The 20156-nt window shown below is 67.3% G+C and carries 21 protein-coding genes; 10 read left to right on the top strand and 11 right to left on the bottom strand.

Translation table 11 applies throughout. From position 1 onward, the window contains the following. Positions 1 to 6 precede the first annotated feature (6 nt). Both CAL12_RS12740 and CAL12_RS12745 read right to left on the bottom strand, forming a co-directional pair. On the bottom strand, positions 7 to 1317 hold the full coding sequence (locus tag CAL12_RS12740) for a cation:proton antiporter (RefSeq protein ID WP_086064773.1): 1311 nt from the start codon (positions 1315 to 1317) through the stop codon (positions 7 to 9). 104 nt (positions 1318 to 1421) lie between these two features. Further along, positions 1422 to 2030 carry a TetR/AcrR family transcriptional regulator gene (locus CAL12_RS12745; protein ID WP_086064774.1) on the bottom strand — a complete coding sequence of 203 codons (609 nt, stop codon included), beginning with the start codon at positions 2028 to 2030 and terminating at the stop codon, positions 1422 to 1424. A gap of 131 nt (positions 2031 to 2161) precedes the next feature. Between CAL12_RS12745 and CAL12_RS12750 the strand changes: the two genes are divergently transcribed. Then, the gene (locus CAL12_RS12750) at positions 2162 to 2851 is read left to right on the top strand and encodes an SDR family oxidoreductase (protein WP_086064775.1); all 690 of its coding nucleotides are present in this window, start codon (positions 2162 to 2164) and stop codon (positions 2849 to 2851) included. Positions 2852 to 2917: 66 nt separating this feature from the next. Here CAL12_RS12750 and CAL12_RS12755 read toward each other — a convergent pair whose 3' ends face one another. After that, positions 2918 to 3712, bottom strand: a complete 795-nt coding sequence (locus tag CAL12_RS12755) for a hypothetical protein (protein ID WP_086064776.1) — start codon at positions 3710 to 3712, stop codon at positions 2918 to 2920. A gap of 104 nt (positions 3713 to 3816) precedes the next feature. On the opposite strand from CAL12_RS12755, the gene CAL12_RS12760 reads away from it, so the two are divergent. Continuing rightward, positions 3817 to 4572, top strand: coding sequence for an IclR family transcriptional regulator (locus tag CAL12_RS12760; RefSeq protein ID WP_086064777.1), 756 nt, complete (start codon positions 3817 to 3819; stop codon positions 4570 to 4572). A 123-nt stretch (positions 4573 to 4695) separates the two neighbouring features. On the opposite strand, the gene CAL12_RS12765 is transcribed toward CAL12_RS12760, so the two are convergent. Continuing rightward, a complete protein-coding gene (locus CAL12_RS12765) occupies positions 4696 to 5706 on the bottom strand; it encodes a TauD/TfdA family dioxygenase (protein ID WP_086064778.1) in 1011 nt (336 codons plus the stop codon). A gap of 180 nt (positions 5707 to 5886) precedes the next feature. Between CAL12_RS12765 and CAL12_RS12770 the strand changes: the two genes are divergently transcribed. Further along, complete coding sequence (locus tag CAL12_RS12770) at positions 5887 to 6840, top strand: LysR family transcriptional regulator (protein WP_198298438.1); 954 nt, start codon at positions 5887 to 5889, stop codon at positions 6838 to 6840. On the opposite strand, the gene CAL12_RS12775 is transcribed toward CAL12_RS12770, so the two are convergent. The 6 genes from CAL12_RS12775 to CAL12_RS12800 all read right to left on the bottom strand — a co-directional run bounded on the left by CAL12_RS12775 (position 6782) and on the right by CAL12_RS12800 (position 13011). Beyond that, positions 6782 to 7771, bottom strand: coding sequence for a tripartite tricarboxylate transporter substrate binding protein (locus CAL12_RS12775; protein WP_086064780.1), 990 nt, complete (start codon positions 7769 to 7771; stop codon positions 6782 to 6784). The two genes, CAL12_RS12770 and CAL12_RS12775, sit on opposite strands and share 59 nt — an antisense overlap. A 76-nt stretch (positions 7772 to 7847) precedes the next feature. Next, positions 7848 to 9431, bottom strand: coding sequence for a class I adenylate-forming enzyme family protein (locus CAL12_RS12780; protein WP_232464792.1), 1584 nt, complete (start codon positions 9429 to 9431; stop codon positions 7848 to 7850). A gap of 28 nt (positions 9432 to 9459) precedes the next feature. After that, a complete protein-coding gene (locus CAL12_RS12785) occupies positions 9460 to 10194 on the bottom strand; it encodes a CoA-transferase subunit beta (RefSeq protein WP_086064781.1) in 735 nt (244 codons plus the stop codon). Next, complete coding sequence (locus CAL12_RS12790) at positions 10187 to 11020, bottom strand: CoA transferase subunit A (RefSeq protein ID WP_086064782.1); 834 nt, start codon at positions 11018 to 11020, stop codon at positions 10187 to 10189. Before CAL12_RS12790 ends, CAL12_RS12785 begins: the two co-directional genes overlap by 8 nt. A 69-nt stretch (positions 11021 to 11089) precedes the next feature. Further along, positions 11090 to 11833, bottom strand: coding sequence for an enoyl-CoA hydratase/isomerase family protein (locus CAL12_RS12795; RefSeq protein ID WP_086064783.1), 744 nt, complete (start codon positions 11831 to 11833; stop codon positions 11090 to 11092). Further along, on the bottom strand, positions 11830 to 13011 hold the full coding sequence (locus CAL12_RS12800) for a CaiB/BaiF CoA transferase family protein (RefSeq protein ID WP_232464793.1): 1182 nt from the start codon (positions 13009 to 13011) through the stop codon (positions 11830 to 11832). Before CAL12_RS12800 ends, CAL12_RS12795 begins: the two co-directional genes overlap by 4 nt. Positions 13012 to 13198: 187 nt before the next feature. On the opposite strand from CAL12_RS12800, the gene CAL12_RS12805 reads away from it, so the two are divergent. The 7 genes from CAL12_RS12805 to CAL12_RS12835 all read left to right on the top strand — a co-directional run bounded on the left by CAL12_RS12805 (position 13199) and on the right by CAL12_RS12835 (position 19634). Then, the gene (locus CAL12_RS12805; protein ID WP_086064784.1) at positions 13199 to 14500 is read left to right on the top strand and encodes a M20/M25/M40 family metallo-hydrolase; all 1302 of its coding nucleotides are present in this window, start codon (positions 13199 to 13201) and stop codon (positions 14498 to 14500) included. Between the two features lie 154 nt (positions 14501 to 14654). After that, a complete protein-coding gene (locus CAL12_RS12810) occupies positions 14655 to 15122 on the top strand; it encodes a MarR family winged helix-turn-helix transcriptional regulator (RefSeq protein WP_232464888.1) in 468 nt (155 codons plus the stop codon). A gap of 154 nt (positions 15123 to 15276) precedes the next feature. Further along, on the top strand, positions 15277 to 16239 hold the full coding sequence (locus tag CAL12_RS12815; protein WP_086064786.1) for an amidohydrolase family protein: 963 nt from the start codon (positions 15277 to 15279) through the stop codon (positions 16237 to 16239). Positions 16240 to 16253: 14 nt separating this feature from the next. Beyond that, the gene (locus tag CAL12_RS12820) at positions 16254 to 17006 is read left to right on the top strand and encodes a maleate cis-trans isomerase family protein (RefSeq protein WP_086064787.1); all 753 of its coding nucleotides are present in this window, start codon (positions 16254 to 16256) and stop codon (positions 17004 to 17006) included. A gap of 27 nt (positions 17007 to 17033) precedes the next feature. Then, complete coding sequence (locus CAL12_RS12825; RefSeq protein WP_086064788.1) at positions 17034 to 17891, top strand: alpha/beta fold hydrolase; 858 nt, start codon at positions 17034 to 17036, stop codon at positions 17889 to 17891. Between the two features lie 65 nt (positions 17892 to 17956). Continuing rightward, a complete protein-coding gene (locus CAL12_RS12830) occupies positions 17957 to 18994 on the top strand; it encodes a 2,5-dihydroxypyridine 5,6-dioxygenase (RefSeq protein WP_086064789.1) in 1038 nt (345 codons plus the stop codon). Between the two features lie 16 nt (positions 18995 to 19010). Then, complete coding sequence (locus CAL12_RS12835; protein WP_086064790.1) at positions 19011 to 19634, top strand: N-carbamoylsarcosine amidohydrolase; 624 nt, start codon at positions 19011 to 19013, stop codon at positions 19632 to 19634. Here CAL12_RS12835 and CAL12_RS12840 read toward each other — a convergent pair. Next, positions 19631 to 20146, bottom strand: coding sequence for an aromatic-ring-hydroxylating dioxygenase subunit beta (locus CAL12_RS12840; RefSeq protein WP_086064791.1), 516 nt, complete (start codon positions 20144 to 20146; stop codon positions 19631 to 19633). The two genes, CAL12_RS12835 and CAL12_RS12840, sit on opposite strands and share 4 nt — an antisense overlap. Between the last annotated feature and the right edge of the window lie 10 nt (positions 20147 to 20156).

Raw genomic sequence — 20156 nt, forward strand, 5'->3', positions numbered from 1 at the left:
CAGGCTTCATTCCTCGACCGGTTTCCTGCGGTAGTACCAGGTCAGCGTCGGCAAGGCGGAGCAGCCATGGATGAAGACCGACAGCGTGATGGTGCCCAGCAGGTAAGGCATCAGCGGCTTGACCTGCTGCGGCACGTGTTCCAGCGCGAACAGCAGGTAGAAGAAAGTCCCCACGCCACGGAAACCCAGCCATGACGCCACCAGGCGTTCGCGCCAGGCCGCGGCGGTGCCCGCCATGGCGGCCTGCACGGCCACCGGCCGCGCCACGAAGAAGAGCAGGGCGACCATGGCAAGCAGCGGCCACGACATCAGGTCATGCCAATGCGCGGAAATGACACTGCCGATGATCAGCATCAGGGCCAGCTCCACGATGCGCTCCATCTCGATGGAGAAGGCCATCATGGATTCCGCCAGATAGGCATGGGCGAGTTCCGGATCCTTGGCGGCCTCCTTGCGCTCGCCGTGCGTGACGTCATGCAAGGCGGCGCGTGGCGTCGACTCGCCGGTCTCGCGCATCTCGCGCCGACGCAGGGCCACGCCCGCACAGAACACCGCCAGAAATCCGTAGCCGTGCGCCATCAGCGTCAGCCCGTAGCAGGTCGTCATCAGCCCCAGGGCGAGGAAACCTTCGAAACCCAGCGCCTTGGCGTAGCGTATGCGCAGGCGCGCCACGAGCGCTTCCGTCAGGGTGCCCATGGCCAGGCCGATGGCCACCGCCGAGACGATGCCCCAGGCCAGTTCGCCGGCCAGGAGCCACGGTTCGTCCAGCTTGCTGCCTGGCATGCCGCAGAGCATCATGCCCAGCAGGGCGAAAGGATAGGCGGCGCCGTCGTTGGCCCCGCCTTCGCCCGACAGCGAAAAGCGCAGGGAATCGTCGTCGCCCGCTTCACGGGGGCGCAGCTCGCTGGCCAGCACCGGATCCGTCGGCGCCATCGCCGCGCCCAGGACCAGCGCGGGGCCGATCTCCATATGCAGGCCAAAGTATGCCGCCGCGGTCATGATGGCGATCGTGATGGCCATGGCGGGCAGCGCCAGGCGAAAGGGCGGCGACCAGAGCCGATTGCCCAATGGGGCCCGCAGGTGCAGGCCGATGGCGAACAGCGAAACGATCAGGCCGGTCTCGGTGATGACGCGCAGGACATGCGTGTCCTGGAAAATATCCAACTTGAGCAGGCCGACTCCCGCCGGGCCTATGGCGAAACCGACCAGCAGATACACCAAAGCGCCGGTCATCGGAAGCCGCGCGATCAGATTGCGGGCCAGGGCCATGGCGATCAGCAGGGCTCCGACCAGCACGTACCAGACAGCTTCGATCATGGATGGATGTTCCCGTTTTCTTATCGGGCCATCCCGGCGGCCATGGGTGTCTGTGGCGGGCCGGGGGCGGCATCAGCGCCCCACAGCACGCGCCATGCCCATCTTTATCGGTCCGTGCCGGCGCCAGCGGCGGCCGCCGCCGCCATATCGGCCAGCGACTTGCGGGCATCCTCCAACAGGCGATCCGACAGCGCCGGGTCATCCATGGCGCGCGCCATGGCCACCGTGCCGATCAAGGCGGCCATGATCGTCCGCGCGCGGGCCCGCGCGTCGGGCGACTGCGGGTCGGGCAGGTAGCCGGCGATGATGTCCGCCATGCGCTCGAAGGCGCGTGTGGTCGCGGCCCGCGTGGCGTCGCCGGCCCGGCCCAGCTCGCTGCCCAGCGCCGCCAGGCCGCAGCCGTTTTCCGGCGCGTCGCGATGGGCGACCGATAGATAGGATTGCAGGAAAGCGGCCAGGCGCCGGTCGGGCGGCTCCTGCGCAACGCGTTCCACCAAGTCGTCGAGCACGCCGTTGATGGACTTGCCGCACGCTTCGGCCACCAGTTCGTCTTTCGACGCGAAGTGCTTGTAGAAGCCGCCGTGCGTCAGGCCGGCGGCGCTCATCAGGCCGGCGAGCCCGGTGGCCGCGATGCCGTTGCGGCGGAACTCCTGGCCCGCCGCTGCGATGATGCGCTCGCGGGTACGGGCGGCTTCTTCGCGGGATTTCCGCATGGCAGGACTCCCTGAAAAAATGTGGTTGACATTTAGATGATACCTGACATCTAATTAGATGTCGATCAACATCTAATCATACGGCAAGACGGCACCCCTGTCGTCGGACCGCAACCTGACGGAGTGAAATCATGGAAATCAAAGGAAGCGTTGCATTGGTGACGGGCGCCAACCGGGGCCTGGGCAAGGCCATCGCGCAGGCGCTGCTGGAAGCCGGCGCCAAGGTGTATGCGGGCGCGCGCAATCCCGACAGCGTGGATCTGCCGGGCGTCATTCCCGTCGCGCTGGACGTGACGGACCCGCAAAGCGTACGTGCCGCGGCCGAGCGCTGCGCGGACGTCCAGATCGTCGTCAACAACGCCGGGATCAGCGTCCCCGGTCCGGCTTTGAGCGCCGATGCGCCGGAACGCGCCCGCCAGCTGCTGGACGCCAATTTCTTCGGCATCCTGAATGTCGGCAGCGCATTCGCGCCGGTGGTGGCGCGCAACGGCGGCGGCGCTTTCGCCAATGTGCTGTCGGTACTCAGCTGGCTGGTGATTCCCAATTCCACGATGTACAGCGCCTCCAAGGCCGCCGCGTGGGCCTTGACCAATGGCATGCGTGCCGAGCTGAAGGAACAGCGCATCCAGGTGACCGGGGTGCACGTGGGCTACATGGACACCGACATGGTTCGGGGGCTCGATGCGCCGAAGACCGCGCCTGCCGTCGCCGCGGAGAAAATCGTGGCGGCGATCCGCGACGGCCAGTCGGAACTGCTGATCGACGACACCAGCCGGCAGGTCAAGGCATCCTTGAGCCTGGACCAGGCCGCGTATCTATAAGCACAGCCTCGCAGGCGTCGCGCTCGCGTCGGGCGCCGACGAGCCGCCCGCGCCCCGCGGGACGGGCTACGCCCGAAGAGGCGCGATGCGCGCCATCCGCGCATCGAAGTTCGCTTCGCATCGCGTGTTGTCCAGGTTCTTGCGCGCGCGGGCGGCCGATACGCCGGGCCCGCCCATCGCCACGTCGTAGACCCGGCGCGCTGATTCCGTGGCAAGGCGCTGGCGTGCCGCCTTTTTCAGCTTGCCGGGATTGTCGGCGACGTTGAGTATCCGCAGGTCGCGAGGCAGGCGGGCAGGCAGTTCCCACAGCGCATTGTTCTGCGCATCCAGGCGCGCGAGCCGTTCGGGCAGGTTGTCCGGCAGTTGCGTCAGGCCGTTGTGCGATATATCCAGCACGACCAGCTGCGAGGGCAGCGGGTGGGTGAATTCCTTGATCGCGTTGCGTGCCAGCAGCAGGAACTGGATGTCGCAGGGAAGCATGGGCAGCTTCGATAACTGGTTATCGGAAAGGTCCAGGCTGAAAACGGCGGGGATGATGGGCGGCGGCTCCAGCAGGCCGAGCCCTTTCAGCGACAGCTTGGCGTTGTGGCCCTGCGCGATCGCGGCTTCGATGCGCTGGCGCGCGGTGATCCGGTCTTCGCCCGGTCGTGCATCGGCGACATACAGATCCAGCGCCTTGGCGACGCGCGGATCCACCTTGACGCCGCTGGCCAGCAGCACGGTATCGCCGGCCTTGGGGACCGAGTCCATGTCCGCCGTGGCCCGGGCAAGAGCGCTGTGCGTGATATTGACGTGGGTTTCCTGTCGCTGCGTGTCGACCGGAGGCGCCTTGCCTGTGTGTATCGGGCTGATCACGATCATCTTCGCTTCCTCTCCATTGATTCGGAAATGCGCTTTCGTAGCGCCGCCCCCCGCCAGGTTCCGTGGACGTGCCGTGGTATCTTTGCGGCGACACAGGATCCCTTATGGACAAGACGTTATTGAAGGGGCTGATGGTGCTGGAGGCCGTCACCGAGGTCGGCCATCGGCCTCGCACGATAGAGGAGCTGGCCAGCCGGGTCGGCCTGACGCGCAGCAACACCCATCGAACCTTGCAGACCCTGGCGCACGCCGGCTATATCGTGAAGGATGAAGCCAGCGGCGAATACCGCGCGACCGTGCGGCTCTTCGAGCTCGGGGCGCGGCAGTTGGCGCAACTGGATGTCCGCAAGCTGGCGCAGCCAGCCATGCATCGGCTGGCCGAGCGCTCCGGCGAAACCGTGCACCTGTCGGTGCTGGACGGTATCGAAGTCGTCTACGTCGACAAGATCGACAGCCCGCAACCGGTGCGCGCGTACTCGTACATCGGCGGCCGCGCGCCGGCCTATGCCGTCGCCACCGGCAAGGTCTTGCTGGCGCATCAGCCCGACGGTTATGTCGCGCGCTGCGCGGACGCCTTGCAGGCGCACACCCCCAGGACCATCGCGACCATGGCGGCCCTGGAAGAGGAAATCCGCAAGATCAGGCGGCAGGGCTACGCGATGAACCGCGGCGAATGGCGCGCCACGGTGGGCGGGGTGGCGGTCGCCATCTTCAACGGCCTGGGCCAGGCCGTCGCGGCCTTGGGCATATCGGGGCCGCTGGAGCGGCTGACGGCCGCCCGCATGAAGGAGCTGGCGCCGGCCGTCGCCGAGTGCGCCGGCGAGGTCTCCGAGCTGTTGGGATATCGCGGCGACGCCTGAAGCCGATGGCGGGTTCGCGGCCGTGCCCGCACCATCAGCCCGGACCTGTCAGTCCGCACCGTCAGTCCGCACCATCAGTCCGCGCCATCAGCCCGGACTGTCGTCTTCCGGACATGGAGACACTCAACCGTTGTAGAACCGGCGTCCATGGTTGCGCAGCCACAGGCGCACCAGATGGCGTTTGCGGTGCTCCTCCGGAAAGTCGACGAAGCCGGTCCTGCGGTGTCCCAGCCTGGTGTTGTCGACGATCTGTATCTGGCCTGCCTCGAAGAAGAATTCACGCGCGAAGCGCGGCTCCATCATGATGGATTCCAGGGTGTACAGCGCGGTCCGGGTCAACTCGTCCATTTCCTGTCCGGCCATGGCATAGCCCGTCACCACGTGCCGGTGCGAGAGCCGGCACAGGGTGCCGCCGTCGCGCTCCTGGAACAGCGGGTGGCTGATCAGCCGGGCATCGTCCGGCGCGTGTTCGCGCTGGCGGTCGAACAGATAGGGCTGGTACAGGCGTTCGACCAGGTCGGGATGCGAAGCCAGCATCTCGTTGTACACCGAGTAGAAGCTGACGATGCTGCTGACGCCGCCTTCCATGGCGGGACGCAGGCATAGCAAGGCGACGTAGTCGGGCGGGTACAGGTTGTAGCTGTTGTCGGTGTGGAAATTCTGTTCGGCGTTGGTGATGTCCGGGCGCACGCCGTTGCCGGGCGGCTTGCCCAGGTCGCGTACGTCGTAGATCACCTTGCCGTCCCAGCTTTGCGCCACCGGCCGGGACACCATCTGGGACAGCAGCCAGTACACGGCACGCGCCTCGTCCACGCTGTAGTCGTCCATGGGCAGCTTGTCGATGATGACGAAGCCCACGCCATGCGCCAGCACCTGTGCGGCCCGCGCCATCATCGCGCGGCAGGCGGGCAGGTCGAAGTCCTCCAGCTGCAGCAGCGGCGTGGGCAGGGGATTGCGCCTGAGGGTTTCGACCAGTGTGTCCAGTTCTTCGCGGCTGGCGGCGTCCAGGGCGATGATGCCGTCGTCCGGCTCCAGCGTTTCTCGGCTCCAGACCACGGGGCCTTCGAAGGGCGTTTCGCGAAAGCGCGCGGATTCGTCGTGGTGTTCTGCAAGGATGCGTTCGATGGCGCCCATGTCTTCCTCCGTTGTGCCCCGTGGTCGCGCGGATGTCGCCGCAGGGTTCGAAGACAGTCTAGGCGCGCGTGTTTATCGAAGAAAGCGATTTATTTTTTACTTGATTCATCGGATACTTCGATAGAGTTCCGGCGTGTATCGTTGCCGCCGGCGACCAACATGGCCATGCATCGGAGTGGCATGCACATACGCCAGCTGGAAACCTTCATCCGCATCGTCGACACCGGCAGTTTCGCGGCGGCCGCGCAGGCGCTGCATGCCACGCAGTCCACCATTTCCGCCCGCATGCGCGAGCTGGAAGCGACCTTGGGCGTGGCCCTGTTCGACCGCAGCGGACATCGCGCGGTCCTGACGCCGCGCGGGCGGGCGCTGTTGCCGCGCGCCCGCCAGATGGTCGGACTGGCCGCCGACGTCGCCCGCGATATCGGCGACGCGCGCTCGGCCAGCGGCATCGTTCGCCTGGGGGTGGCGGGGCTGGTGGCGATGACCTGGTTGCCACGCCTGATGGCCGCGTTGCGCGAGCGTTTTCCCGCCGTCACGGTGCAACTGGAGATCGCGCTCACCACGCCGCTGGTGGACCGCCTGGCCAGCGGCGAACTCGACCTGGCGATCGCCACCGGGCCGGTCCAGGAGGCCCGGCTGCATTGCCTGTCGCTGGGCTACGACGAGTTCGTGTGGATGGCCCCACCGGCCATGCGCCTGCCGCGCCGTGCGTTGACGCCGGCCGAGTTGGCCGCCTGGCCGGTGCTGGGATTGTCCGAGGCTTCGCATCACTACCCGGTGATCGAGCAGTGGTTCAGCGCGGGCAGGGCCTCCTACCAGCCCGTGGTGTCCTGCAGCAACGTGCGCGTGCTGGCGGACCTGACCATGGCGGGACTGGGCGTGAGCCTGCTGCCGCTGCGTTCCTGCGGCAAGGAGCTGGAAAGCGGGCAGCTGCGCCGGATCGATACGCGTCCGGCCTTGCCGCCCGTGGAGTTCGTCGCCGTCTACAAGCGCGACGTACTCGATCCGCTGGTCGGTGCCATCGCCGAACTGGCGCGCGAAACCAGCGAATTCCCGATCGCGGGATCTCCGCCTACTTCTTCGCGATCTCCTTCCCGCCCGCGGCGTGCACCACGGCGGTCCACTTCTTGAGTTCCGCCTGCAGCATGTGCGTGGTCTCGTCGGGCGTGGACGTCACGGCCTGCGCGCCTTGCTGGCGGAACTTCTGCTGCACGTCCGGCATGGCGCCGACGTCCTTCATCGCCAGGGCCAGCTTGTCGATCACGGCGCGCGGCGTACGCGCCGGCGCCAGCACGGCATAGGCATTGGTGACGTCGTAGCCGCGCACGCCCGCTTCCTGCAGCGTGGGCAGGTCCGGCATGCTCGGCGAGCGCTGCGCGCTGGTGACCGCCAGGACGCGGATGCGACCCGTGTTGACGTTGCCCTGCAAGGCGGGCAACGTTTCGAACACCAGGTCGACCTGTCCGCCGAGCAGCGCCGCCACTGACGGTCCGCTGCCTTTGTAGGGCACGTGCATCAGGTTGGTGTGGGTGTCGGCCTTGAACAGTTCGACCGCCATCTGCTGCGGCGTGCCCGGGCCCGCGGACCCGAAGGTCAGTTGGCCGGGCTTCTGCTTCGCCAGTGCGATCAGTTCGGCGATGGAATTCGCGGGGACCTTGCTGTTCACGGCCACGACCATGGGCACGGTGGCGGCCATGGATACGCCGACGAAGGCCTTGCCCAGGTCGTAGGGGCTTTCGCCCAGCGCGGCGTGGATGGAGTGGCTGCCCAGCGCGCCCAGCAGCAGGGTGTAGCCATCGGGGTCGGATTTGGCGACGTGGTCCGCGCCGATTTCGCCGCCGGCGCCCGCGCGGTTTTCCACGACGACGGTCTGGCCGAGCTTCTCCGTCAGGTACTGCGCGTAGATGCGGCCGGCGGCATCGCTGGCGCCGCCGGGCGGGAAGGGAACGACCAGCTTGATGGGCCGCGCGGGCCAATCGCCGGACTGCGCCTGCGCGGGCGCGGCGGCCGCGCACAGGGCAAGCGTGAAAGCGCTCGCAAGGGTACGCCAGTGGTGATGCATGATGTGTCTCCTCTTATACCCCTTGGGGGTTTGTGTATGCGCCGCATTCTTCGATGCGGCATGACGACTGCCTGTTTCAAGCCATGCGCAGGCGCGCGGCGAGCGCGTTGCGGTCCACCTTGCCGATCGCGTTTTCCGGCAGGCGATCGATGGCGATGATGCGTTCGGGGACGTAGATGCGGCCCAGCGCCCGCAGCATCTCGCCGCGCAACGCCGTTTCGTCGATGCCCTGGCCGTCGCGGCCGACCACGAAGGCCACCGGGACTTCGCCCAGGTCCTCGTGCGGCCCGCCGACCACCGCGCAGGCGGCAACCGTCGGCAAGGCCGCCAGGGCCCGTTCGATCAACGAAGGCGATATGTTTTCGCCGCCGCGGATGATCACGTCCTTGATGCGGCCCGTGATGCTCAGGTAGCCGTCGGCATCGAAGCGGCCCAGGTCGCCCGTGCGCAGCACGCCTTCGCCGACGCCGGGATCCGGGGCGCCGATATAGCCGGTCATCAGGCTGTCGCCGGCGATGCAGATTTCGCCTTCGCCGCCCTGCGGCGCGACGCTTCCGTCGGCGCGGCGCAGGAACACGCGCTGGCCGGGCAGCACCGTGCCCACGGTCCCGATGCGACGGTCGTGCGGCGGGTTTATCGTCGACGTGCAGGTCGCTTCCGACAGGCCGTAGGAAACGATCAGCGGGCAGCCGAGGAAATCCTCGATGCGTCGGTGCAGCGCCTCGGTGATGGGCGCCGAGCCGCAGCGCGCGAATCGCAGGCGGGCCAGGTCGGCCGGGTCGAACGGCAGGTCCAGCATGCGCGCGTACATGGTGGGCACGCCGGTAATGATGGTGGGCTTGTGGCGGGTCATCAGCGCCGGCATGTCCTCGGCGCGGAAGCGGCCGCCCAGGGCCACCGCCGCACCGGCGTAGAAGGGCGCCAGCAACTGGTTGTTGATCGCATTGGTGTGATGCAGCGGCATGACATGCAGCAGCCGGTCGTCCGGCCGCAAGCCGGTGTGGGCCGCGACGCCGCGCGCATTGCAGGACAGGCCGCGGTGGTTCAGCAGCACGCCCTTGGGCTTGCCGGTGCTGCCGGAAGTGAAGAGCAGCAGGGCGGGATCGTCGGGGGCGAGCCAGTCGGGCGGCGCCATGTCGATGGGCCCGGATCCGCCGGGGCGGCCGGCGCTCTGGGCGGCATGCTTGGCGGCAATCCGACCGCCATCCAGGCTGGCATCGCAGGCGGCGAAGCCCGCCTGCGCGCCATCCCAATCCAGTTGCCGCGCGGCGGGCAAGCCGCAATCCGCCGCCAATGCGCCATGCGCGCCGTCGGCGATCATCCATGCCAGTCCGACCGTGGCCACGCGGCGCCGGGTTTCGTCGGCCGAGATGCGCGGTTCCAGCGGGCAAGGGCAGGCGCCCGCCATCAAGGCGCCGAGCAGCGCCATCACCTGGGCCGGGGAGCGCTCCATCGCCAGCCCGACGAAGTCGCCGCGTCCCACGCCGCGTTCGCGCAGCCAGGCCGCCACCGCCTGGACGCGCGCCGCCAGCTCGCCATAGGACAGCGTAAGGTCATCGTGGATGAGCGCGGGGCGGCCTGCCCGGGCCGGGTCCCGCCAGCGCCGCCACAGGGCCGCGGGCAGGTTATGTTCCGTCGCCTGCTGGATATCGTCGCGCACGTGGGCCTCCTGTGGCTGCCGCGGGCCGTCAGCGCAGGCTGACGGCGGCGTCGCGTTCGAACTGTCCGTCGGGGTCCAGCGTGCGCAGGGCACGCAGTTCGCCGGCGGAAGGGGGCTCGGTGGGCCCGGCGCCGCTGGCGTCGAACTCGAAGCCCGTGCGTGCCCGGACCTCGTCCAGGCTGGCCTGGGGATGCCAGGACTGCAGTGCCAGGCGGCCGTCGCGTTTGACGAACACCGCGATGGGCGTCACCACGCCATGGAAGCCGCCCCAGGACGTCGTGAAGTCCAGTTTGCGCACGAAAGTGCGGGTCGAATGCTCCGTGCGCCAGGTGCAGGCGCGGCGCGCGGTCGGCAGCATGACGGCGCCGCCGCCTCCGCCCGGCAGCCGTACCTTGGGCCGGTGCCAGTCGCCGATGCTGGAATTGTTGGCGCAGCCTTCGCCGTCGATCTGCGCCGCGCCCAGGAAGGTCAGGTCCATGCGGCCACGCGTGCACAGGTCGTAGAAATCCTCGTTGGCGAAGATGGAGGCGGAATGCTCCGCCAGCACGGGATCCGAACTGGACAGCGGCACGTGCGACGGCCGTGGGTCCACGCCGCCGGCCACGTTGATATAGACGAAGTCCCAATCGTAGGCCTGCTTGGCCAGCAGGCAGGCCAGCATGGGAAACGTGGAATTCACGCCGCTGAAGGTGATCTCGTCTGGCCGGATGAAGCGCGCCAGGTTGATCACCATGTAGGAGAAGGGCGACCAGGATTCACGCATGGGCGGTCTCCCGGGTTTCGGGCGCTTCGGCCATGTGGGCATCCAGCGGCCGCGTGGCGTCCATGTAGCGTTCCACCGCCGGGTAATCGATGGCGTAGTCGGGCCAGCATGATCCCGGCCACGCGCCATGCGGCACCACCGCCAGTGCCTGCACCATGAAATACGGCACCACGGTCGCTTCCGGCTCGCGTTCGAACACCGCGCTGTCCACCATGCGTTCGGCCACCACCAGCACGCTGCCGGCGGCGCGGCTCATGATGCGGTCCCAGTGATAGGTGCCGCGCACGCGCACATTGCCCTTGGCGTCGACCTCGCTGGCATGGATGACCGCGAAGTCCGGGCGTATCGCCGGGATCACCCAGGTCTTGCCGCCGCTGCCGTACGGATCGTCCAGACAGGCCCAGCGATTCAGCGCTGGCAGTTCGCTGCCGTGCAGTCCGCCGCAGGGCATGAACGGTACGCCGTAGGCGGCTGCCCGCAGGCCTGCCGTCAGGCTGGCGCAGGCATGTTCTTCCAGTTCCACCTTGCCCTGCTCGATGGCCTTGCGGTATCCCGGCGCCAGGCCGAAGTTGCCTTCCATGGCGACGATGCCGGCGCGCACGCGCCGCAGCGTGCCGGCGCGGCACAGGATATCGACGTCGTAACCCGGCGACTGCTTGATCAGTTCCAGGTCGCGGCGGCCCTGGCGGATCAGCTCGCGCACCAGCGCGAAGGGGCCGCGGTGCAGGAAGCTGCCGCCCAGCGCGACGGAGGCGCCGTCGGGTATCAGGCCGGCCAGTTCGGCCAGCGTGCGTTGCTTGTTCGGTTCGTTGAAGCCGGATCCCATGATGCTGAGTCTCCCTGGATCTGCGTCCGTGTAAGTGGTGGCCTGCCGTGGTGGTGGTGGCCGGTCGTTCTACGCCGCGCGCGCGGCTTGCAGGTAAGCCGAGATGCGCTGTTTCAACCCGGGCGTGGCGGCCGACCGCACCAGCCGCGCCAGGTCCTCGTCGTCCGAGCGGTCGGCCAATGTGTCGTAGAGCGCGCGGCGGCTGGCGTCCGGCAGTTCCGCCGCGCGGGCGGCGGCGGCCTCGCGCAGCGCCGGCCATTCGTCCCGCGCGGCAATCGCGGTGGCGAAGCCGATGTCACGGGCATGTCCCGCGTCGAAGGTCGCCGCGGTTTCCAGCAGCGCGCGAGCCGTCCGCATGCCGACCAGGGACGCGAAACGCCGCGTGCCCAGCACCAGCCCGAACTTCAGGCCCGGCATGCGAAAGCTTGCGTCCCCGGTGGCGTAACGCTGGCGGCACACGGCGATCAGGTCGACGCCGGCCCCGAAGTTGCGGCCATGCGCGAGCGCCACGGTCAGGCAGGGCGAGGCATGCAGCAGCTGCAACAGCGTCTCGATGCGCACGAAACGCAGCAGCAGGTCGCCTTCCGATTGCGTTTCCACATCGGAAAAGTCGAAGCCCGCGCTGAAGTTGCGGCCTTCGCCTTCCAGTACGATGACGCTGGTCTCTGCCCGGCGGGCTTCTTCGTGGGATTGCTCGACCGCGTCGATCAGGGCTTCCACCATGTCCGCCGACAAGGCGTTCATCTTTTCGGGGCGATTCAACAGGATGCGGACCGTCCCGCCTTCGCGCCGGCGCCGCACCAGGCCGCTCATTTGGCCCCCTCGGCGGCAAGCTGCCGCGCGCGCAGGGGGCCCAGGATTTCGTCGTTGTGCTCGCCCAGGCCCGGCGGGCGCTGGCGGATGGCGCCGCCCTGGCCATCGAAGCGCACCGGCATGCCGAAGGTGCGCGTGCTCACGCCATTGGGCAATTCCACCGCTTGCACCCAGCCCATGTGCGCCACTTGCGGGTCGTCGAGAACCTGGGAGTACGAATTGATCGGCGCGCAGGGCACGCCGGCCTCGCGGAACCGCGCCAGCCAGTGCGCGGCGTCCTCGCGCGCGAAAATCGCTTCCAGCATGTCGCGCAGGACGTCCTGGTTGCGGGCGCGCAGGCTGGTGTCCGCGAAGCGCGGATCGGCGTACCAGTCCGCCTGGTCCACGACCGCGCAGACGCTCTTCCACAGCGCATTGTTGCCCGCCGCCATGCCGAAATATCCATCGCGGCAGCGGAAAGCCTGATATGGCGCATTGCGCGGATGGGCCGATCCCAGCTTGGCAGGATCGCGCCCGCTGCCGAAGAATTCCGACGTTTGCAGCGCGGCGATGCCCAGCGTCGCGCCGAGCATGGACACGTCGATATGCGCGCCCTGGCCGCTGGCCTGCACCTGGCGCAACGCGCTCGCGATGCTGAAGGCCGCGTACAGCCCCGCGGAAAAATCCGCGACCGGCACACCGCACTTCACCGGCGCGCCGCCCTGTTCGCCGGTAACGCTCATGATGCCGCTCATCGCCTGGATGGTCAGGTCGAAGCCGCCTTCCTGGGCGCGCGGCCCGGACTGGCCGTAGGCCGATATCGAGCAGTACAGCAGGCGCGGATTGCGTTCGCGCAGGGCGGCATAGCCCAGCCCGAGACGTTCCATGACGCCCGGACGGTTGTTCTCCAGCAGCACGTCGGCGCCGGCGATCAGGTCGCGCGCCACTTCGATGTCGCGGGCATCCTTCAGGTTCAGCGTGACCGAACGCTTGTTCCGATTCAGCGAAGCGAAGTTCTCGCTATAGCCCTGGGTGATCGGCGGCCAGCTGCGCAGCGTATCGCCGCCTTCGGGATGTTCGATCTTGATCAGATCCGCGCCCATGTCGGCCAGCAGCATGCCGCAGAAGGGACCCGCGGCAACGTTGCAGATCTCGATGACGGTAATCCCGGACAGCGGCGCAACCATCGAATCAGGCATATGCTTATTTCCTAATATTTAGGATTGAACAAACGATATTTAGAATTTCCACCAGCGTAGCACCAGCGCGGGCCATGCGTCCACTGTCGGTGGCAGGCCTTGCCGCGAGCGAGCGGCGGCAGCGGTTTTCCGGGCGGGGGCGCTCGGACTATCATCGTCGGACCATCAAAAGGGAAGGAGAGTCGACATGCAGTTCAAATCGCCGCAGTTCCGCCGTGCCGTCGCCGGTGGAGTGCTCATCCTTGCCGCCCTGGGCGGCGGCGCCGCCGGGGCCGAGCCTGTCGCCAACGTCATGGACGCGGCCAAGGCGCAGCAGCAGCCCATGCTGGACACGCTGCGCGACCTGGTCGGCATCGAATCCGGCAGCCGCGACGTCGAAGGCGTGGAACAGATCGCGGCGCTGGTTGCCGACAAGCTGAAGGCCATGGGAGGCTCGGTGCAGATCATCAAGCCGACCGACGTCTTTCGCATGGGCGATACGCCGGAAAGCATCGGGCCGATGGTGCATGCCGAGTTCAAGGGCAAGGGCAGCAAGAAGATCATGCTGATCGCCCATATGGACACGGTCTATCGCAACGGCATGCTGAAGGACCAGCCTTTCCGCGTCGATGGCGATCGTGCCTACGGCCTGGGCATCGCCGACGACAAGCAGGGCGTGGCACTGGTGATCCATACCGTCGCGCTGTTGCAGAAGCTGAACTTCGACGACTTCGGCACCCTGACGGTGCTGTTCAACGGCGATGAAGAGATCAGTTCGCCCGGCGCGCGCAGCACGATCACGCGCCTGGGTTCGGATCAGGATGCCGTGTTCTCGTTCGAAGGCGGCGGCACGCACGGCGACCTGCGGCTCGCCACCAGCGGCATCGGCGCCGCCTACCTGACGGTGGAAGGGCGCACGTCGCACGCCGGTTCGCGGCCGGAAGGCGGGGTGAATGCGCTGTACGAGCTGTCGCATCAGATCCTGCAACTGGATGATCTGTCCAAGCCGGAGGACGGACTGAAACTGAACTGGACAGTGGCGCAGGCCGGCACCAACCGCAACGTGATCCCTGGACACGCAAGCGCGCAGGCCGATGCGCGCGCGCTGCGCGTGGGCGACTTCGATGCGCTGGAGAAGGCCTTGCAGGAGCGCATCAAGAACAAGCTGCTGCCGGAGTCCAAGGTCGCCATGAAGTTCGAAGTGCGCCGCCCGCCACTGGAAGCCACCCCGGCCTCGCGCGCGCTGGCCAACTACGGCAAGGACATCTACCAGCGCGAACTGGGCATGTCGATCAACGTGCTGGACCGCGCGACCGGCGGCGGCACCGATGCGGCATTCGCCGCGCTGAAGGCGCGTGGGCCCGTCATCGAAGGCTTCGGCGTCAACGGCTTCGGCGCGCACTCCAATGCCGCCGAGTACATCGAAGTGAAAACCATCGTGCCGCGCATGTACCTGGCGTCGCGAATGATCATGGACATCTGCGGCGGCAAGGCGCCGATGGGGCAGTGACCGGCAGGGGCGATGGTGTAATATTCAGTACACTAACAACTTTGCGGCTACTCGCAGTCCTCTCATGGCAGACGCGGATATTCGACCGAAGGCGGCAGCACGGCGGCGGGGGCGATCGACCGCCTCGCAGGCGCTGGATGGGCCCGACGACACGATATTCGCGCCTGCCAAGCAGGTGCTCTGGGCGCGGCCGGGCTATCTGGTCCGGCGGCTGAACCAGATCCACTACGCCATGTTCTTCGAGGAATGCAGGACGCAGAACATCACGCCGGTGCAATATGGCGTGCTGACCGCGCTTTCGCTCAGCCCGTGGATGGACCAGACCGCCCTCGGCATGGAACTGGGGCTGGATCGCACGACCACCGCGGACGTCATCAAGCGTTTGCAGGAGCGCGGCCTGGTGCAGCGGCGCATCAATCCCAACGACAAGCGTTCCCGCCAGGCGGTGATCACCGAAGAAGGCCTGCGCATCATGGGCCTGCTCCAGGCCGGCATGGCGCGGGCGCAGCAGCGCCTGCTGGAGCCGCTATCGCCGCGCAACCAGCAGCTCTTCATGAAGCTGCTGTCCACCCTGGTCGAAGCCAACAACCAGTACGGGCGCGCCCAGCTGCGCGCCTTCTGACCCTTCCTGTTTTCAAGGGCGCCGCGACGGCTTGCCGGGACGCGGCGCTTTCCTTTGGCGTCGCCGCCACCCGTATCCTGGATTTCCCTAATTTGTCAGTACGCTGACTATAAAGTCAGTATACTGACCACATCGACCACAGGGGAGCACATGCATGGCCAGGGTGCGCAAGATCGCCTTTGAAGAGCACTACACCGCGGTGGGCTTCAAGGACTACACGAAGAGTTTTTCCCAGCACATCGATCCGGCGGTTTTCGCCGACATCGGCGCCAGGCTGGAAGACTTCGACGACATGCGGCTGCGCGAGATGGACGAGGCCGGCATCGACTACGTCATCCTGTCGCAGACCGGCCCCGGTGTTCAGGCCGAGCCGGACGCCGCGCTGGCCCTGAGCCGGGCCAGGCAGAACAACGACTTCCTGGCCGAGCAGGTGGCGCGCCATCCGGATCGCTACGGCGGCTTCGCGGTGCTGCCCATGCACGATCCGGCGACGGCCGCGCGCGAGCTGGAACGCTGCGTGGGCCAATACGGTTTCAAGGGTTCGCTGGTCAACGGCCACACCAACGGGCGTTACTACGACGATCCTGCCTATGACACCTTCTGGGAATGCATGCAGGCGCTGGACGTGCCCCTGTATCTGCACCCCGTCGACCCTTACGTGACGCCGCAGGCCTACCAGGGCCATCCCGAGCTGGTGGGCGCGACCTGGGGCTGGGGCGTGGAAACGGCCACGCATGCGCTGCGGCTGCTGTTCGGCGGCGTGTTCGACCGTTTCCCCCGCCTGAAGCTGATCCTGGGGCACATGGGCGAAGGCCTGCCGTTCCAGCGCTGGCGCTTCGACAGCCGCTTCTCCGTGTATTCGCATGGCATCACGCTGCAGCGCGCGCCGTCCGAATACATAGGCAGCAATATCGTCATCACCACGTCCGGGGTGTGCTCGCCGCATGCCCTGAACGCGGCGGTCGCCGAAATGGGCGAGGACGCCGTCATGTTCTCGGTGGACTATCCCTACGAATCGACACGCATCGCCGCCCGGTTCATCGAAGAGGCGCCGATGGACGAGACCGTGCGCGAAAAAATCTGCAGCGGCAACGCCCGCCGGCTGTTCAAGCTCTGATACAGGAGACCGCCATGCAGCGAAGCTATAGAATCGGCCAGATCGTTCCCAGTTCCAACACGACGATGGAAACCGAGATTCCCGCCATGCTGCTGGCGCGCCAGCAGATCCGGCCGGAGCGTTTCACCTTCCACTCCAGCCGCATGCGCATGAAAAAGGTGGTGAAGGAAGAATTGGCAGCCATGGATGCCGAATCCGACCGCTGCGCCGTGGAGCTCAGCGACGCCCGCGTGGACGTGCTGGGCTACGCCTGCCTGGTCGCCATCATGGCGATGGGACCGGGCTATCACCGCCAATCGGAGAGCCGGTTGAAGGCGCATACCGCTGCCAACGGCGCCGATGCGCCTGTGATCACCAGCGCCGGCGCGCTGATCGACGCGCTGGACGTGATCGGCGCGCGCCGCATCGCCGTGGTGGCGCCGTACATGAAGCCGCTGACGCAGCTGGTCATCGACTACATCGCCAACGAGGGCTACGAAGTGGTCGACCATCGCGCGCTGGAAATTCCGGACAACCTGGAAGTCGGGCGCCACGATCCGTCGCGGCTGCCGGGCATCGTCGCCGGCATGGACCTGTCGCGCGCCGACGCGGTCGTGCTGTCGGCCTGCGTGCAGATGCCGTCCCTGCCGGTCGTCGCCCAGGTGGAAGCCATGACCGGCAAGCCGGTCATCACCGCGGCCATCGCCACCACCTACGCCATGCTGAAGTCCCTGGACCTGGAGCGCATCGTGCCGGGCGCCGGCGCCTTGCTGTCGGGCGCATACTGACCGCCGTCACTACGGGAGCCCCGCGATATGTCCAGCACTTTTCGATATGGCGCCAACATCCACGCCAACGGCATCCGCCAGCATTACCTGCGCTACGCGCCCCGCGCGGACGCCTCCGCCGGCACCGCCGACGCGAAGTCTGCCAGCGGGCCAGATCCCGTCATCATCATTCCCGGCATCACCAGCCCGGCCATCACCTGGGGTTTCGTCGGCGAACGATTCGGGCAGGTCTTCGACACCTATGTGCTGGACGTGCGCGGCCGCGGCATGTCGCAGGCGGGCGATGACCTGGACTATGGCCTGGACGCGCAGGCGGATGACGTGAACGCCTTCGCCCAGGCGCTGGGCCTGTCGCGCTACAGCCTGGTCGGCCATTCGATGGGCGGACGCATCGCCATCCGCGCGGCCAGCCGGTCCCCGGCCGGCCTGGCGCGCATCGTCGCCGTCGATCCGCCCGTGTCCGGACCGGGACGGCGTGCCTATCCGGCGCAGCTGCCCTGGTACGTGGATTCCATCGCCCAGGCGCGCGCCGGCATGGGGGTGGAAGAGATGCGCAAGTTCTGCCCCACCTGGACGGAAGAACAGCTGCGCCTGCGCGCCGAATGGCTGCATACCTGCGACGAGCGGGCGATACGCCAGAGCTTCGATGAATTCCATACGCAGGACGTGCACGGCAATCTGCCGGCGGTCGGCGTGCCGCTGATGCTGGTCACGGCCGCGCGCGGCGACGTCGTCAAGGACGAAGACGTCGCGGAGATCCAGCAGTTGAAGCCCGGCACCTTGCACGTACGCGTGCCGGACGCCGGCCACATGATTCCCTGGGACAACGAGCCGGGCTTCTACGCCGCGTTCGGCGATTTCCTGGGGGCGCGCCTGCCTGGGTAGGCCGCGCGGCGGTGTCCGCGCCGCCGGCCCTATCAGCAACGTGGCAGTGGATCGAGGAGCGAACGATGCCAGTAGCCGACTATGAAATGATCCGCGCCTGGAAACAGGTGCTGACGCTGTCGAACCTGCGCGCCGGCCAGGCCGTCACGATACTGACGGGCGCGGCCACGCACCCGCAGACCCTGGCCACGGCCTTGATCGCCTGCCAGGACATGGGGGCGGTGGTCAATCGCCTGGACCTGCCGCCGGTCAACGGTGAAAAGGCCCTGAGCCGCGATGCCTTGGCCTACCTGGGCACCACCCCCTTGACCGGCAACAAGGCGGCAATGGCGGCGCTGAAGGCCAGCGATCTGGTGCTGGACCTGATGACGCTGCTGTTTTCCCCCGAGCAGCATGAGATCCTGCAGGGCGGCACCAAGATCCTGCTGGCGGTCGAGCCGCCGGAGGTCCTGGCGCGCCTGGTGCCCACCGAAGGCGACCGCGGGCGGGTGCAGGCGGCCGCGCGCCGCGTACAGGCCGCCAAACGAATGACGGTGACCTCGGCCGCCGGCACCTCGCTGGTATGCCCGCTGGGCGAATTTCCGACGATCTGCGAATACGGCTTCGTCGACGAGCCCGGCCGTTGGGACCATTGGCCCAGCGGTTTCGTGCTGACTTTTCCGGACGAGGGTGGGGCCAACGGCACCATCGTCATCGATCGCGGCGACATCGTGCTGCCGCAGAAATCCTATGTGGCCGATCCCATCGTGCTCACGGTGGAAAACGGCTACGCCACCCGCATCGAAGGGGGTGTCGACGCCGAACTGCTGCGCACCTATATGGCGACCTTCAACGATCCCGAAGCCTATGCGATTTCGCATATAGGCTGGGGACTGCAGCCGCGCGCGCACTGGAGCACCCTGGCGATGTACGACCGCGAGGCCACGCTGGGCATGGACGCGCGCGCCTACGAGGGCAATTTCCTGTTCTCGCTGGGACCCAACAACGAGGCCGGCGGTTCGCGCACTACGGCATGCCACATCGATATTCCCTTGCGCCGCTGCACGGTAAGCCTGGATGGCCAGGAAGTGGTGCGGGATGGCAAGGTTGTGAACGAGGCCTGAGGCGGGGGAACGAAGCATGGAAAGCAAAGAGCAGACATACCAAAGGCAAGGCTTCGGCGCGGCGCTGCAACCCCGTCCACCCTATGGCCTGCTGATCGTCGACCTGGTGAACGGATTCGCCGATCCTGCCGTATTCGGCGGCGGCAATATCCCGCAGGCCATCGCCAACACCGTGCCCTTGCTGGACCACGCGCGCCGGCAGGGCTGGGCCATCGCCCACACCCGTATCGTCTACGCCGACGACGGCGCGGATTCGAACATCTTCAGCATCAAGGTGCCGGGCATGCTGACGCTGAAGGAACACGATCCGCGCAGCGCCATCGTGCCGGAACTCGCGCCGCGCAACGGCGAGCTGGTGGTGCGCAAGACCGTGCCCTCGGCATTCTTCGGCACCGGCCTGTCCGCCTGGCTGGCCCAGCGGGGCGTACAGACCTTGCTGGTCGCGGGTGCGGTGACCAGCGGCTGCGTGCGTGCCAGCGTGGTCGATGCCATGCAATACGGCTTCCGCCCCCTGGTCGTATCGGATTGCGTAGGCGACCGCGCCCTGGGGCCCCACGATGCCAATCTGTTCGACATGGAACAGAAATACGCGACCGTGATGACCCGCGACCAGGCGCTGGCCGCGATCGCCGCCGCCTAGACCGGATACACCAGATCGTTGGCCAGGATCTCGTTGTCGTAGATCACCTGGCGTTCCTTCAGCTTCAGCACGCCGTCCACGTAGGTGAAGACGTCGTGATAGAAGCCGGCCAGGTGCAGCGTGGTGGGGCCTTCGACCAGGGTCTGCATCAGCAGGAAGGACGATTGTGCCTCTATCCCCGCTTCGGACTCTTCCAGTACCCGCGTGTTGGTCACCAGATGGCGCATATAGCGCGGGGCGAACATCTGCGTGCGCGATATGGCGACGGCGCGGTCCTGCATCATGTCGCGGCCTTCCGCATATACCAGGCCGACCAGCAGCCCGCGGTCGGCGTTCTCGCGCGAGGTCACGCGGTACAAGCCGTCTTCGGTGAAGAACTCCGGCCAGCTTTCGATCTGATTGGCATCCAGCGCGGCGCAGTAGTCGGCGTGGAACTCCTCGATGTGCTGGCGCAGCTCGACGGAGCGGGCCAGGTCGATGCGGCGGGCGGCATGGGCAAAACTCGTTTTCATTCTGCTGATT

The organism is Bordetella genomosp. 8 (assembly GCF_002119685.1).
Taxonomy (GTDB): domain Bacteria; phylum Pseudomonadota; class Gammaproteobacteria; order Burkholderiales; family Burkholderiaceae_B; genus Bordetella_C.